This is a genomic window from Saccharopolyspora oryzae, assembly GCF_027853915.1.
In the GTDB taxonomy this organism is placed as follows: Bacteria; Actinomycetota; Actinomycetes; order Mycobacteriales; family Pseudonocardiaceae; genus Saccharopolyspora; species Saccharopolyspora oryzae.
Map to the genome: position 1 here is coordinate 41,085 of NZ_JAQGLA010000009.1, position 15,892 is coordinate 56,976.

The following is a 15,892-nucleotide window of genomic DNA, read 5'->3' on the forward strand; positions in this document are numbered from 1 at the left end:
GGTCTGGACGCAACCACCACTGTGAATCGCGGAGAGGCGGGACAGGCATGAGCCGGATTGATGGGTACGGCCGCATTGACCGCAGCCGTACGCTGACCTTCACCTTCGACGGGCGCACCTACACCGGTCACCCGGGCGACACCTTGGCCTCCGCCTTGCTGGCCAACGACGTCCGCCACATCGGCACCAGCGTGAAGCTGGGGCGGCCGCGCGGGATCGGCGCAGCGTGGACCGAGGACCCGACGGGCCTGGTGCAGATCGAGGAGCCCTTCCCGGAACCGATGCTGCAAGCGGCCGCGGTCGAGCTGACCGACGGGCTGGTGGCTCGCGGCGTCAACGGTCAGGGGCGCCTCGCCGAGGAACCCGATCCCGCGCGCTACGACCGCAAGCACACGCACGTCGACACCCTGGTGATCGGCGCCGGCCCGGCGGGGCTGCTCGCCGCGCGCAGCGCCGCCCGCGCCGGGGAGAGCGTCGTCCTGGTCGACGATCGTGCTACCGCTGGCGGCAGTCTGACCGGTGCGGAGCGGATCGACGGACGGCCGGCGCTGGACTTCGTGGCGGAGGTCGTCGCCGAGCTGGCCGCGAACCCGGAGGTCCTGCACCTGCAGCGCACCACGGCCTTCGGCCAGTACGACGACGGGTTCGTGCTCGCCCTGGAGCGCCGCACCGACCACCTCGGTTCCGCAGCGTCCGCGAATCGCAGTCGGCAGCGGGTGCACCGCATCCGCGCGCTGAAGGTGGTCGTCGCGGCCGGTGCGCACGAGCGTCCGATCGTGTTCGAGAACAACGACCTCCCCGGAATCATGCTCGCGTCGGCGGCGCGGGACTACCTGCACCGCTACGGCGTGCTCGCGGGGCGGCAGGTCGTCGTGTTCACCAGCGACGACTCCGCCTACTCCGCGGCGATCGACCTCTCCAGCGCCGGTGCGGACGTGAAGGTCCTCGACGCCAGGGACGAACTGCCGCCGGAGTGGGCGGCGCGTGCGGCGGAACGGGGTGTCGAGGTTTCGGCGTCCACAGTGGTCATCGGTGCTGAAGGCGAGGAGCACGTCAGCGCGGTGGTCGCGCGCAACGCCGACGGCGAGGTGCGAATCCCTGCCGACCTGCTGCTCGTCTCGGGTGGTTGGAACCCGGCGGTGCACCTGTTCAGCCACGTCAAGGGTGCGCTGGCCTACGACGCCTCGCTCGGTTCCTTCCGGCCGTCCGGGAGCTTGCCCGGCATCACGGTGATCGGTGCTGCCAACGGCACCCTCGACCAGGCCGGCGTCGTGCAGGACGGGGCCGGTGCGGAGGCGCCGGCGGTCGACTCGGAACCGTCGCGCACGCCGACGAAGGTGATCTGGCGGACCGACGGCGACCCGGACAAGCAGTTCGTCGACATCCAGCGCGACGCCACGGTGAGCGACATCGCCCGCGCGGTCGGTGCCGGGTTGCACTCGGTCGAGCACGTCAAGCGCTACACCACGATCGGCACCGCTCACGACCAGGGCAAGACCTCGGGCGTGATCGCCTCCGGCATCACCGCCGAACTGCTGGGCCGTCCGATCGAGGAACTGGGCACCACGACCTTCCGGCCGCCGTACACACCGGTCGCCTTCGCGGCTCTGGCCGGGCGGGAACGCGGCAACCTGTTCGACCCCGAGCGGATCACCGCGGTGCACTCCTGGCACGTCGACGCCGGCGCGGTGTTCGAAGACGTGGGTCAGTGGAAGCGAGCCCGCTACTACCCGGAGCCCGGCGAGGACATGGACACCGCGGTGCTGCGGGAGTGCGCGGCGACGCGGGCCGGTGTCGGCATCCTCGACGGCTCCACGCTGGGCAAGATCGACGTCCAGGGTCCGGATTCCGGTGTGTTCCTCGACCGGATCTACACGAACATGATGAGCACCCTCAAGGTCGGCCGGGTGCGCTACGGCGTCATGTGCGGCAACGACGGCATGATCATCGACGACGGCACGGTGCTGCGCATCGACGAGAACCGCTTCCTGGTCACCACGACCACCGGCGGAGCGGCGATGGTCCTGGACTGGATGGAGGAGTGGCTCCAGACGGAGTGGCCGGAGCTGCGGGTGCACCTCGCGTCGGTCACCGAGCAGTGGGCGGTCTTCCCGGTCGTCGGGCCGCGTTCGCGCGAGGTGGTCGGCGAGGTGTTCCCCGAGCTGGACGTGTCCAACGACGCGTTCCCGTTCATGTCGTGGCAGGACACCACCCTCGACGGCGTTCCCGTCCGAGTCGCCCGGATCTCGTTCTCCGGCGAGCTGGCCTACGAGGTCAACGTCAACTCCTGGTACGGGCTTTCGCTGTGGAAGCGGTTGCTGGAGGCGGGGAAGCGCTTCGGCATCACGCCGTACGGCACCGAGACGATGCACGTGCTGCGCGCCGAGAAGGGCTACCCGATCATCGGGCAGGACACCGACGGCACGGTCGCGCCCCAGGACCTCGGCATGAACTGGGTGGTGTCGAAGAAGAAGGAAGACTTCATCGGCAAACGCTCGTTCTCCCGGGCCGAGAACCTGAACCCGCTGCGGAAGCAACTCGTCTCGCTGCTCCCGACGGATCGGCGCACCAAGTTGCGCGAAGGCTCGCAGATCGTGGAACTCCGCGCGGACGGGACCCTTCCCGAACCGCCGGTCCCGATGCTCGGCCACGTCACGTCCAGCTACCACAGCGCTGAGCTCGGCCGGCCGTTCGCGCTGGCGCTGGTGAAGAACGGCCGCGCCCGCGTCGGCGACCTGGTGCACGTCCCGGTGGACGGCGCGCTCGTCGAGGCGGAGATCGGCGAAACCGTGCTGGTGGACCCGGAAGGAGCACGCCGAGATGGCTGAAACCCTGTGCGCGACGCACCCCCTGGAAGCCTGGAAGCACGCGCTGGCCGGGCTGACCTGGGCGATCGACGGGCTGGTGGTCAAACCCGAGGAACTCGTGTCCGCGGTGGACCTGCGCATCGACGCCACCGGCCCGGGTGCCGCGGCGGTGGAGCACGCGTTGGGCTCGGCGCTGCCCGTCGAACCCAACACCTGGACCTCCACGCCCGAGGGCCAGATCGTCTGGCTGGGCCCGGACGAATGGCTCGTGACGAGCACCGTCTCCCGCCCGCACGAGCTGGAGGATTCGCTCATCAAGGTCGTGTCCGCCCACGACGGCGCGGCCGTGGACGTGTCCGCGCAGCGCACCTCGATCCGGTTGAGCGGCGGGCTGGCACGCGAACTGCTGTCGTTCGGGTGCTCGATCGACCTGCGACCCGCTGCGTTCCCGAAGGGATCGAGCGCGCAGACCGGCATCGGCCAGACCGGGGTGCTGATCCTCGCCCTGGGCGGCGACGACTTCCGGCTCTTCGCCCGGCCGTCGTTCGCCGGGTACCTCGCGGACTGGCTGCTCGACACGGCCGAGGAATTCCGCACCACCAAGTAGCTCGAGGTCGGCCGTGATCGTGGGCACGGCCGACCTCCCACCCCCCAAGCACCCTCCGCGCGGTCACCGCAGACCGTCCAGTTAAGGAGAGCCCGCCATGAGCACCACCCCTCGTGTCGTCATCATCGGCGCCGGGATCGTCGGCGCCAATCTGGCTGACGAGCTCACCGAGCGCGGCTGGACCGAGGTCACCGTCCTCGACCAGGGACCGCTGCCCCTCACCGGTGGCTCGACCTCGCACGCACCCGGCGTCGTCTTCCAGACCAGCCCCTCCAAGACCATGACCGAGTTCGCGACCTACACGGTCGAGAAGTTCAAGAACATCGAGGTGGACGGCGACCGGTGCTTCAACCAGGTCGGCGGACTCGAAATCGCTACCACCCCGGAACGGCTCGCGGACCTGCACCGCAAGCAGGGCTGGGCGACCTCCTGGGGCGTCCCCGCCGAGGTCGTCGGGCCGGAGCGGTGCGCGGAGCTGCACCCGCTGCTCGACCCCGAGCGCGTTCTCGGCGGTCTCCACACGCCGACGGACGGACTCGCCAAGTCACCCCGAGCCGTCGCCGCCCTCATCCGCCGGGCTGAGGCCCGCGGAGCGGTGTTCCGCGGTTCCACCTGCGTGACGGAGGTCCTGCAGCAGGGCGGCCGCGTCACCGGGGTGCGCACGAGCGGCGGCGAGGAGATCGCCGCGGACATCGTCGTCTCCTGCGCCGGTTTCTGGGGCAAGGCCGTCGGCGAGCTGGTCGGCATGAAGGTGCCGCTGCTCCCGCTGGCCCACCAGTTCGCGCGCACCGGGCAGATCGCCGAGCTCGTCGGGCGCAACGACGAGCAGACCGAGGCGAGCCTGCCCGCCCTCCGCCACCAGGACCGCGATCTCTACTTCCGGGAGTACAACGACTGCCTCGGCATCGGCAGCTACGCCCACCGCCCGATGCCCGCGCGGCTGTCGGAGCTGCCCGAGGTCGACGGCGAGGACGTCAGCGAGGCGGCGATGCCGTCGATGCTGCCGTTCACCGAGGAGGACTTCGCCGCCTCGTGGGAGCACAGCAAGGAGCTGCTCCCGTCGCTGCGGAACGCGAAGATCGACTCCGGGTTCAACGGGATCTTCTCCTTCACCCCCGACGGCGGACCGCTGGTCGGCGAGTCGCCGGAGGTCGCCGGGTTCTGGGTCGCCGAAGCCGTGTGGGTGACCCACTCCGCCGGTGTCGCCCGCGCCGTCGCGCAGCTGCTGGTGAACGGCCGCAGCGAGACCGAGCTCCACGGGTGCGACGTCAACCGGTTCGACGAGATCCAGACGACCGATGCCTACGTCGACGAGACCTCGCAGCAGAACTTCGTGGAGATCTACGACGTCCGGCACCCGCTGCAGCCGAAGTTCTCACCGCGGGACCTGCGCGTGAGCCCGTTCCACGCGCGGCAGAAGGAACTGGGCGCGTTCTTCCTGGAGTCGCACGCGTGGGAACGGCCGCACTGGTACGAGGCCAACGCCCGCCTGGTGAAGGAGCTGCCGACCGAGTGGCAGCCGCCGTCGCGCGACGCGTGGTCGGCGATGTTCCACTCGCCGATCGCGGCGGCCGAGGCGTGGAAGACCCGCACCGCGGTCGCCATGTACGACATGACCTCGCTCAAGCGCATCGAGGTCAGCGGGCCCGGGGCGGTCGCGTTCCTGCAGCGGCTGACCACCGGCAAGATGGACAAGTCGGTCGGCTCGGTGACCTACGCCCTGATGCTCGACGCGGCCGGCGGCGTTCGCTCCGACGTCACCGTCGCCCGGCTCGGCGAGCAGCTGTTCCAGGTCGGGGCCAACAGCAACCTCGACGTGGACTACTTCCTGCGCGAGGCCCCGGACGACGGCAGCGTCCAGATCCGCGACATCACCGGCGGTACGTGCTGCATCGGCGTGTGGGGGCCGCTCGCCCGGGACCTGGTGCAGCCCTTGAGCGGCGACGACTTCTCCCACGAGGCGCTGAAGTACTTCCGCCTCAAGCACGCGCACATCGCCGGCATCCCGGTCACCGCGATGCGGCTGTCCTACGTGGGCGAACTCGGCTGGGAGATCTACACCAGCGCCGAGTACGGCCAGCGGCTCTGGGACGCGCTGTGGGAAGCCGGGCAGCCGCTGGGCGTCATCGCCGCGGGGCGCGCCGCGTTCAACAGCCTCCGCCTCGAGAAGGGCTACCGGTCGTGGGGCAGTGACATGACCACCGAGCACAACCCGTACGAGGCCGGGCTCGGATTCGCCCTGAACAAGAAGAAGACCGAGTACGTCGGCTACGACGCGGTCGCCGACCTCAGCGCTGACACCGTCACCCGCCGCCTTTCGTGCCTGACCGTCGACGACGGCCGCAGTGTGGTGCTGGGCAGCGAACCGGTCTTCGTCGACGGCGAGCCCGCCGGCTACGTGACGTCGGCAGCTTTCGGCCACACGATCGGCAAGCCGATCGCCTACGCGTGGCTGCCCGCATCGGCCACGCCGGGGACTTCGGTGGAAATCCAGTACTTCGACCGGAAGGTGTGCGCCACCGTCGCCGTCGAACCGCTGGTCGACCCGGAGATGACCCGCATTCGCCGCTGATCCCAGAGCCGGGGTGCGCGGTCTGAAGCGGTCAGTGGCCGCGCACCCCACCCGATTCCGCAGTCCTGCACCACTTTCCAGCCCGCCGAGAAGGAAGACCGATGCCATGCGCAGGGAAACCCTCGAAAGTTTTCTGGGCTCGCTCGCAGCCCGGGTAGCGGCCCCGGGCGGTGGGGCGAGCGCCGGGTTGCACGCTGCTCAGGCCGCCGCACTGGTCGGGATGGTCGCCCGCTACAGCGACGGCGAGAAGTACTCCGAGCACGCCGCGACGATCACCGCGGTGCGGAACGACACCGACGAGCTCCGCGAGCTCGCACTGACGCTGGCCGAAGACGATGCCTCCGCTTTCGGAGCGGTCGGGTCGGCGTACGCGCTCCCGCGGTCCACCGACGAGCAGAAGGACATCCGGTCGCGTGCGATCGCGGCGGCCCTGGTCGAGGCCGGCCGGGTGCCCGCGAGGGTGGTCGCGGTCGCCGAGCAGGTCGTCGGCCTGGCCGAGCAGTTGCTCCCGGTCGGAAACCGCAACGTCATCAGCGACATCGCTGCTGCTGCGGAAGCAGCCCGCGCCGCGGCGACCACCGCGCGCGTCAACGTGGAGGTCAACCTCAACGGGATCAGCGGCGCCGAGGAGCGCACCGAGCTGATCGCCGCCATCGCCGAAGTCGACGACATCGCCGCGCGCGCGGACAAGGTCACCGCCGCAGTACGGGAGGTAATCGGACGATGACCGGACAACTCGTTTCCGACGAGCCGACCACGGCGGTGCTCAGCGGGACTGCGCTCGCCAAGGAGATCCGCGCCGGTGTGACAGCGGCAGCGGAAGCACTCGCGGGAGCCGGCACACCGCCGCGCTTGGCGGTGGTCGTGGCCACGGACGACGAATCCACCGCCTGGTACGTCCGCTCGATCGCGAACGCCGCGTCCAAGACCGGAATCCGGTGCGACATCGTCGATCTCGGCCCTGCGGCGACGCCCGACCAGATCCGCGGCCGGCTCACCGCGCTGAGCGCGGACACGTCGGTGCACGGGATCATGCTGCAGACCCCGCTGCCCAGCGGAGCGTCCGTCGAGGACCTGGCGGCTTCGATCGCCCCGGAGAAGGACGTGGACGGCGCCAATCCGGTGTCGCTGGGGCGGCTCAGCGCCGGCATGCCCGCTTTCGTGCCGGCGACCGCCGCGGCGGTGATGGAACTGCTGGACCACTACGAGATTCCGCTGGCCGGGCGCCGGGCCGTCGTCGTCGGACGCTCCAACGTGGTCGGCAAACCCGCGGCCCAGCTGCTGCTGCAGCGCGATGCGACCGTGACCGTGTGCCACCGCCACACCCGTGATCTCGCCGCGCACACCCGTCCCGCCGAGATCCTCGTGGTGGCCGTCGGCCGGATCGGCTTGATCGGTGCTGAGCACGTCAACCCCGATGCCGTCGTGATCGATGTGGGAACCAACCCGACCGCTGACGGCGGTTTGGCCGGTGACGTGGACGAGCTCGAAGTGGCTGGTTCGGTGGCCGGGTTGACCCCGGTGCCCGGCGGAGTCGGACCGGTGACGACAGCGCTGCTGCTGCGGCACGTGGTCGAATCGGCTTCGCGGAGCTCGGCATGACCGGCCCGCTGGCAACTGCCGTCGACTCGAGGGTTCCCGCAGCCGCGGTCGGGAAATTGCTGCGAATGCTCCGCGGTCCGCGCAAGCTGGTGTGCGGAATCCTCAACGTCACACCGGATTCGTTCTCCGACGGCGGCGCCTACTGGCACAGCGGCGCCGCCGTGTGGCGCGGACTCCGCTTGGTCGAAGAAGGCGCTGACATCCTCGACGTCGGCGGTGAATCCACGCGACCGGGCGCCTACCCGCCCAGTGTTGCCGAGGAGCTCGACCGCGTGGTGGGGGTCGTCGAGCAGCTGGCGCGGCGGACGGACGTTCCGCTGTCGATCGACACCTCGCGACCGGAGGTGATGCGGGAAGCCGTGGCTGCGGGCGCAACGCTGATCAACGACGTGCGCGCGCTCCGCCATCCCGGTGCGGTCGAGATGGCGGCGGATCTGGGAGTGCCGGTGTGCCTGTCGCACATGCTCCGGCCGCCGAACCTGATGCAGCGCGACCCGAGCTACGACGACGTGCTCGTCGAAGTGGCCGAGTTCCTCCGGGAGCGGATCGAGGTGTGCGTGAGCGCGGGCATCCCGCGCGAGCACATCGTGGTCGACCCGGGGTTCGGATTCGGCAAGACCCTCGAGCACAACCTCGCCTTGCTGCGGTCGCTGAGCACGTTCACCGAGCTCGACGCACCTGTGATGGCCGGCTTGTCGCGCAAGGCGATGCTCGGCCAGATCACCGGACGGCCGGTCGGGGACCGGGGGGCGGCTTCGGTCACCGCAGCCGTGCTGGCGGCGCAGCGCGGGGCGAAGGTGCTCCGGGTGCACGACGTGGCGGCCACGGCCGACGCGCTCAAGGTGCTCGACGCCGTCGAGGCCGGTGAAGGGGCGGTCAGATGATCGCCCGGATCGCCTTCTCGAATCCGGTGACGTGGTCCCTGGCGATCTTCTCGGCCTTCCGGCTGTCACCGTCCGCGACCGCGCGCAGCAGGCCGACGTGCTCGTCGACGTGCCGGTCGAAATGGGTGATCCGCTCCAAGAACACGCAGAAGATCCGCGTGGCGAGGTTGTTGTAGCGCACCAGGGTGTCTTCCAGGTGGGGATTGCCCGCGGCGCGGTAGATCGAGCGGTGCACCCGCAGGTCCCACTGCATCAGCTCGTGGCGCGACTTGAGCATCGCGTCGTCGTCCTGGATGGCGTCGGCCAGCTCGGCCAGCTTGGTGCGCATGACCGCAGGCGCGTTCTCGGCGGCGCGGCGGGCGGCCAGCGGCTCGAGGTGCGTGCGGATGTCGGAGATGTAGGCGAGGTCGGTGATGTCGACACCGGTGGCGAAGGTGCCGCGGCGCGGGTAGGAGACCACCAGCCGATCCACCTCGAGGCGCTTGAGCGCCTCGCGGACGGGGGTGCGGCCGATGCCGAGGGCGTCGCTCAGGGCGAGGTCGTCGATCGGGGCCATCGGCGGGATGTCCAGCATGATCAGCTGGTCCTGGATGGCGGCGTACGCGCGCTCGGCCATCGAGGTGGGTGCTGGTTCGAGCTCGTGCGGGGCAGCGGTCACGAGAGCCATCTTAGGGGCTGAAATCCGCATGGACCTATACCACCATTTCTTAGGTGTACCTCTTGCATGAGACTGATATATTAATCCAATATCTCATGGTATCGACGCGACCAGGGAGCCGCCGATGACCATCTCCGTGTTCGACCTGTTCAAGGTCGGGATCGGGCCCTCGAGCTCGCACACGGTCGGCCCGATGCGGGCCGCTTATCTGTTCGCCACACGGCTCCGCGAGTCCGGAATGCTGGACCGGGCAACGCGCGTGCGGTGCGAACTCTTCGGATCGCTCGGTGCCACCGGGCACGGGCACGGAAGCGTCAAGGCCGTGGTGCTCGGACTGGCCGGCGAGCAACCGCACCTGGTCGACCCGGTGGCCGCCGACCCCGCGGTCCAGCGGGTGCGCGAGGAGCGCCGGATCGAGCTCGCCGGAAAGCACGAGATCGCGTTCTCCGTCGATGACGACGTGGTCCTGCACCGCCGGAAGCGGCTCGACTTCCACAGCAACGGCATGGTGTTCGCGGCCTTCGGCGCGGACGGCAGCGAACTCGACCGGCGCGAGTACTACTCGGTCGGCGGCGGATTCGTGCTCGACGAGGACGAGACGGGACGACCGGTGCTCGTCGAGGACCAAACGCCGGTTCGGTACGCGTTCACCACCGGCGACGAGCTGCTCGCGTTGACGAAGGTGACCGGGCTGGGCATCAGCGACATCATGCTCGCCAACGAGCTGTCCTGGCGGTCGGAGGAGGAGATCCGCGCCGGACTCCTGCACATCTGGTCGGTGATGCGCGAGTGCGTGGACCGCGGCACGCACACGGAGGGGACGCTGCCCGGCGGGCTCAAGGTCCGCCGTCGCGCTGCGAAGCTGCTGGCGCAGCTGGAGGTCAACGGGAACGAAGCAGACCCGCTGCACGCGATGGAGTGGGTCATGCTGTTCGCGCTCGCGGTGAACGAGGAGAACGCGGCGGGCGGCCGCGTGGTCACCGCCCCGACCAACGGAGCAGCCGGGATCGTGCCGGCAGTGCTGCACTACGGCCAGAAGTTCCTGCCCGAGTTCGACGACGACGACGTCGTGCGGTTCTTGCTGACCGCGGGCGCCATCGGCGTGCTGTTCAAGGAGAACGCGTCCATCTCCGGCGCTGAGGTCGGTTGCCAGGGGGAGGTCGGTTCGGCGTGCTCGATGGCCGCCGCCGGGCTCGCCGAGATCATCGGCGGTACCCCGGAGCAGGTGGAGAACGCCGCCGAAATCGGCATCGAGCACAACCTGGGACTGACCTGCGACCCGGTCGGCGGGCTGGTGCAGATCCCCTGCATCGAGCGGAACGCGGTCGCATCGGTCAAAGCGATCACCGCGGCCCGGATGGCGGTGCGCGGCGATGGCGCGCACCACGTGTCGCTGGACAAGGCGATCAAGACGATGCGCGAGACCGGCGCGGACATGAAGGACAAGTACAAGGAGACCGCCCGCGGCGGGCTGGCTCTCAACATCGTGGAGTGCTGAGGAGATCCGCATGAGTCACACCTTCACCCTCACCTTGAGCTGCCCGAACCGCACGGGCATCGTCCGCGCCGTCAGCGGCTACCTGTTCGAGCGCGGTTGCGACATCGGTGAGCACCAGCAGTTCGACGACGCCGTGCGCGACCGGCTGTTCATGCGCACCCAGGTCACGGCGCCGGAGGGCGTCGACCTGGAGGAGATGTCGCGCGAGTTCGCGCCGGTGGCCGCCGAGTTCCAGATGACCTACGAGTTCAGCGCCAACGCGAACGCCCGGATCCTGGTCATGGTCTCGAAGCTCGGCCACTGCCTGAACGACCTGATCTTCCGCTGGCGGGCCGGGAGCCTCGGCGCCGACATCGTCGCGGTGGTGTCCAACCACGAGGACCTGCGCCCGATGGCGGATGCCGCCGGCTTGCCCTTCGTGCACGTCCCGGTCACCCCGGAGACGAAGGAAGCCGCGGAGGCGCGCCTGCTGCAGCTGGTGGACGAGTACGACGCCGAACTGGTGGTGCTGGCGCGGTACATGCAGATCCTCTCCGACGAGACGAGCAAGGCCCTGCACGGCCGCGCCATCAACATCCACCACTCCTTCCTGCCGGGCTTCAAGGGCGCCAAGCCCTACCACCAGGCGTACGACCGCGGTGTGAAGCTGGTCGGTGCGACCGCGCACTACGTCACCTCCGACCTGGACGAGGGGCCGATCATCGAGCAGGAGGTCATCCGGATCGACCACACCTACGACCCCCGTGCGCTGCAAACCGTGGGACGTGACGCCGAAGCGCTAGCGCTGTCCCGCGCGGTGCGCTGGCACTGCGAGCGCCGGGTGCTGCTCAACGGCCACAGCACTGTCGTCTTCCCATGACCGCTGTGACGCCGGGTCGTTGACCGGCGCAACTGAAGATGCCACGTCGGCACCGGATTGTGTCTGGTGCACGAGGTTTTACCGCGCTACCAACCGATTTCGACCCGCTGAGCTCGCACGGAGCGAGAGCGCGTCGGCCGCGTCCGAGCCGGCGCGCGTTCACGCCAGTCGGCTCTCTTGAACGAGATGTGTTGTCCCACCACGAGAATGAGGTTGCCATGACGACGACCGGACCGACCGAGACCGGGTTGACCGAGAGCCTGCTGCCCACCCTGTCCGGCCAGTACTACACCGATCCGGCGATCTTCTCGCTGGAGCAGTCCCGGATCTTCGAGAAGCAGTGGTTCTGCGCGGTCCGCAGCGGCGACCTGGTCGAGCCGGGTGCGTTCCAAACCGTGCAGATCGGGCGGGAGAGCGTGCTCATCGCCCGCGACCGGCGCGGCGGGCTCAACGCGTTCCTGAACGTGTGCCGGCACCGCGGGGCGCGGTTGTGCACCGAGGAGCAGGGGCAGGTGAAGCGTTCCTTCCAATGTCCCTACCACGCCTGGACGTACGGGCTGGACGGAACCTTGGTGGCAGCGCCGAACCTCACCAGCATGCCGGACGTGGACCGCACCGAGTTCGGGCTGACGCGGCTGCACCTGCGCGAGTGGCTCGGCTACGCCTGGGTGTGCCTGGCCGAGGAGCCGCCGTCCTTCGAGGACACCGTGATCGCCGACGTGGGTGAACGGCTCGGCGACGCCGGGGAGATCGACGCCTACGACATCGCAGCGCTGAGCCTGGGCAAGCGGATCCACTACGACGTCAAGGCGAACTGGAAGCAGATCATCGAGAACTTCATGGAGTGCTACCACTGCGCGACGATCCACCCGGAGCTCACCGAGGTGCTCCCCGAGTTCGCCGACGGCTTCGCGGCCCAGTACTACGTCGGGCACGGCGCGGAATTCGGTTCGGACGTCGAAGGGTTCACGGTGGACGGCAGCGAGGGGCTCGACCGGCTGCCCGGGGTCGGCGAGCACCAGGACCGCCGCTACTACGCGATCACCGTCAAACCGCAGGTGTTCATCAACCTGGTGCCGGACCACGTGATCCTGCACCGGATGTTCCCGGTGGCACCGGACCGCACGCTGATCGAGTGCGACTGGCTCTACCTGCCCGAGGTCGTCGAATCGGGTCGCGACTTGTCGCGCTCGGTGGAGCTGTTCGACCGGGTCAACCGGCAGGACTTCGACGCGTGCGAACGCTGCCAGCTGTCGATGGACTCGAGCGCCTACGCCCAGGGCGGCGTGTTCGTGCCCAGCGAGCACCACATCGCGGCCTTCCACGAGTGGGTCCAGGACCAGATCGGCGAGACCAAGGCGTAATTGCAATGAGGTTTTTCCATCCTCGTTCTGCGTGGCGGTGTGGGTAGCGGAACCTCAGCGCCCGCCTGGACTCCGGGTGCCCGACTTTATGTATGCCTCGCCACGCGGTGCCGGTTGCGCTTCGCGGTCGCAGTCCGGGCAGGATGAAAAAGGCTCAATGTGAGTGAAGTCCACTGCGAATCCCCGTCATGGCGGTGTCATGTCGGGGATTCGCAGTGGAATTCAGACGCAGGGCCGAGAGCGCTGTTGCTGGCCACGTTATTGACGAGGTGGGCGGTCGAATCATCAGGTAGCCTGGTGTCGTGCTTGGGCAGAAGCGATTTCTCGACCCCCGGCCGGGACACGGCCGCGGGGTCTTCTGCGTGCGCCGATAGCACTCCAGGTCTCCGCAGGCACGGCCGGGGGAAGTTCTCATCCTTCGCCGGCCCGCAACCGTTTCGGAGACCTTCCCATGTCGCATGCCGACTACCTGACCCCTGACCAGCTTTCCCGCGCGCTGAACATGCGCGACCTCACCGATCCAGCTCAGGGCGGGCACGCCGTTCAAGTCCTTCTCGACGCTGTGGTGAGCGCGTTGCAGACGGAGTGGGGCAGCACGGTCCGCTACGTGCGCAACTCACCGATCGTGCCGGTGCGGGAGAACTACGACCGCCTCGGCTACGACGCCGGTGACGTCACCCGCGCCCGCCGATATACCCGCTACATCAGCCCGACCGTGATGCTGCGCCGCCACACGAGCGCAGAGCTGCCGGTCGCGCTCGAAGACTACGCAGGCCGGACCGGAGTCGATGAGCTGATCGTGGCTCCTGGTCTCGTCTACCGCCGCGACGTGGTCGACCGCAGCCACGTCGGCGAGCCGCACCAGGTGGATCTCTGGCGTCGTCCTGCGGGCCGTCGACCGCACGGTCATCTCGGACCAGGCCAACGTGATCCGCAACAGGATCTACCGCGCCGTGCACGAGGGGCCGGTGATGGAGGTGATCTGAGCGCCGCGGGAGAGACGAAGCGCAACAGCTGACGAGGTGCCTCGCGTGGAACGAGGCACCTCGTCGCGGACGTCGGTCGCTAGCTCCTCCCGGACTTCTCGGTCTGATCCTCCACTGCCGCGGGGGATCCGGGGAGCGGTTCGTTGGCGGATTCCTTGGTGAACCACATCGAGATCGCGCCGATGGCACCGGCGCCCATGAGGTACCAGGCCGGCCACATGACGTCGCCGGTGGTGGCGATCAGCGCGGTCATGACCGAGGCGACGGTCCCGCCGAACAGGGACACCGAGGTGTTGAAGGAGATGGACAGCGCGCCCTGGCGGACACCTGTCGGGAACAGAGCTGGAAGGGTCGAAGGCATGGTGGCGCTGAACACCACCAGCATCAGGCCCATGATCAGGAGTCCGGTGAAGACAGTTCCGGTCGTGTTGTGCTGGATGAGCAGCACGGACGGGACCGAGAGCACCACCAGGGCGATGCATCCGCTGAGGATCACGGGTTTGCGGCCGACGCGGTCCGAGTACCGGCCGATGGAGGTGATGACCACCAGCATGATCACCATGACAGCGATCTGCAGCAGGTAGGACTCGGTTTCACCGATGCTCGGCGGCAATACGTCGGAGAGGTAGGTGGGCATGTAGGAGGTGAGCATGTAGTTGGTCACGTTGAACACCAGCACCAGGCCACCGCACTTCAGCATGGCCGGCCAGTGCTGCACGAAGATCGTCCGGATCGCCTTCTTGGCGTGCTGCTCCCTCTGATCGGCATCTTCGACGAGTTTCGCGAACGCGGGGGTCTCCTCCAGCTTCATGCGCAGGTACAGGCCCACGATTCCCAGCGGCCCGGAGACCAGGAACGGGATCCGCCACCCCCACGACAGCAGATCGTCGTGGGACAGCGTCGCGCTGAGGACCATGACGACGAGCGCGCCCAGGATGTAGCCGACCAGGGTGCCGAACTCCAGCCAGCTGCCCAGGAAACCACGGCGCCTGTCGGGTGCGTATTCGGCGATGAACGTCATCGCACCGCCGTACTCGCCACCGGTGGAGAAGCCCTGGACGAGCCGGGCGAGCAGCAGCAGCATCGGCGCGGCGACGCCGATCGTGGCGTAGCTGGGGATGATCCCGATGCAGAAGGTGCCGACCGCCATCAGGATCATCGTCGTGGCGAGCACGCGGGTGCGTCCGATCCGATCGCCGAGCGGGCCGAAGAACATCCCGCCCAGCGGCCGCACGAGGAAGGCCGCTGCGAAGGTGCCGAAGGTGGCCAGCAGCTGCGCGGTCGGGCTGGATTCCGGGTAGAAGACCTTGCCGATGGTGGTCGCCATGTAGGCGAAGACCCCGAAGTCGAACCACTCGGTGACGTTGCCGACCGCTGCTGCGGTGACCGCGCGTTTGACCAGTGCCGGGGCGACCACTGTGGAGGATTGCGGGGTGCGTTTTTCCGTTGGAACGTCCGCTGACATGGTGTTCGGCACCTGGCGCGGTGCCGCCTCCTTTCAACGATGGGTTCCTGATGGGCGATTTGGGCCGATCAGGCGAAAATTGCGTTGGAAATGGGAGAGGAGCGGATTGCGGGTGAGAGGGGCTGATGTTGCGCGATGTGCCTTCAGCTCGTTTTCGGCCGCGACGAAGCCGCTTCGCCGGCACTGGCTGTGCTGACGTGGCTCGTGAGCGAAGTTTCATTTGTTGCGCAATGGGCAACTTATCTCGCTGAATGCAACAGCTTTGCCTCGTGCGAAGGTCTTGTCAAGGGCGGCAGTGGCGCTCGGCCCGCTCAGATCGTTGAACGCGAGTGTCCTGACCTGCGAAAACGCGGATCATGCGTGACAGTAGATTGATATATCAACCCACGATCAGCGGTTCCAGATGTGGTGCCAAGGGGTTGACGCTGACCCGGTGATTCCGCACGATGTGTGAACCCGGAGGCCGCTCGCGGTCACCTGCACGGGAATAAGCGCGGTTCCGCTGGAAAGCGGGCGCACCGCATTGGACATTCTGGTCACCGGTGTTCGTTCTGGACGTTCCGGCTCCTGGAGGCGAATTGCTCGCATTG

12 protein-coding genes are annotated in these 15,892 nt (G+C 68.5%); 10 read left to right on the forward strand and 2 right to left on the reverse strand.

Going from position 1 to position 15,892, the window contains the following annotated elements:
* The first annotated feature begins 47 nt into the window (after positions 1-47).
* From OU415_RS08645 to folP, 6 genes are all read left to right on the forward strand, one after another.
* Complete coding sequence (locus OU415_RS08645) at positions 48-2,828, forward strand: 2Fe-2S iron-sulfur cluster-binding protein (protein ID WP_270948081.1); 2,781 nt, start codon at positions 48-50, stop codon at positions 2,826-2,828.
* On the forward strand, positions 2,821-3,414 hold the full coding sequence (locus OU415_RS08650; protein ID WP_270948082.1) for a sarcosine oxidase subunit gamma: 594 nt from the start codon (positions 2,821-2,823) through the stop codon (positions 3,412-3,414). Before OU415_RS08645 ends, OU415_RS08650 begins: the two co-directional genes overlap by 8 nt.
* A gap of 97 nt (positions 3,415-3,511) precedes the next feature.
* Entirely contained in the window at positions 3,512-5,986 is a 2,475-nt protein-coding gene (locus OU415_RS08655) for a GcvT family protein (RefSeq protein WP_270948083.1), read from the forward strand.
* A 106-nt stretch (positions 5,987-6,092) separates the two neighbouring features.
* A complete protein-coding gene (locus tag OU415_RS08660) occupies positions 6,093-6,713 on the forward strand; it encodes a cyclodeaminase/cyclohydrolase family protein (RefSeq protein ID WP_270948084.1) in 621 nt (206 codons plus the stop codon).
* A complete protein-coding gene (locus tag OU415_RS08665) occupies positions 6,710-7,588 on the forward strand; it encodes a bifunctional 5,10-methylenetetrahydrofolate dehydrogenase/5,10-methenyltetrahydrofolate cyclohydrolase (protein WP_270948085.1) in 879 nt (292 codons plus the stop codon). Before OU415_RS08660 ends, OU415_RS08665 begins: the two co-directional genes overlap by 4 nt.
* Complete coding sequence (gene folP, locus OU415_RS08670; RefSeq protein WP_270948086.1) at positions 7,585-8,472, forward strand: dihydropteroate synthase; 888 nt, start codon at positions 7,585-7,587, stop codon at positions 8,470-8,472. The genes OU415_RS08665 and folP overlap by 4 nt, the downstream gene beginning before the upstream one ends.
* On the opposite strand, the gene OU415_RS08675 is transcribed toward folP, so the two are convergent.
* Complete coding sequence (locus OU415_RS08675) at positions 8,465-9,139, reverse strand: GntR family transcriptional regulator (RefSeq protein ID WP_270948087.1); 675 nt, start codon at positions 9,137-9,139, stop codon at positions 8,465-8,467. The genes folP and OU415_RS08675 overlap by 8 nt on opposite strands.
* A 115-nt stretch (positions 9,140-9,254) precedes the next feature.
* Here OU415_RS08675 and OU415_RS08680 point away from each other — a divergent pair, with 115 nt between their 5' ends.
* From OU415_RS08680 to OU415_RS08695, 4 genes are all read left to right on the forward strand, one after another.
* Positions 9,255-10,628 (forward strand): L-serine ammonia-lyase, encoded by a 1,374-nt coding sequence (locus OU415_RS08680; protein WP_270948088.1) that lies wholly within the window; start codon positions 9,255-9,257, stop codon positions 10,626-10,628.
* A gap of 10 nt (positions 10,629-10,638) precedes the next feature.
* On the forward strand, positions 10,639-11,487 hold the full coding sequence (purU, locus tag OU415_RS08685) for a formyltetrahydrofolate deformylase (protein WP_270948089.1): 849 nt from the start codon (positions 10,639-10,641) through the stop codon (positions 11,485-11,487).
* 218 nt (positions 11,488-11,705) lie between these two features.
* Entirely contained in the window at positions 11,706-12,851 is a 1,146-nt protein-coding gene (locus OU415_RS08690; RefSeq protein WP_270948090.1) for an aromatic ring-hydroxylating oxygenase subunit alpha, read from the forward strand.
* Positions 12,852-13,302: 451 nt separating this feature from the next.
* Positions 13,303-13,869 carry a tRNA ligase subunit PheS family protein gene (locus tag OU415_RS08695; RefSeq protein WP_270948091.1) on the forward strand — a complete coding sequence of 189 codons (567 nt, stop codon included), beginning with the start codon at positions 13,303-13,305 and terminating at the stop codon, positions 13,867-13,869.
* Positions 13,870-13,916: 47 nt separating this feature from the next.
* Here OU415_RS08695 and OU415_RS08700 read toward each other — a convergent pair whose 3' ends face one another.
* Entirely contained in the window at positions 13,917-15,302 is a 1,386-nt protein-coding gene (locus OU415_RS08700) for an MFS transporter (protein ID WP_270948092.1), read from the reverse strand.
* Positions 15,303-15,892 lie beyond the last annotated feature (590 nt).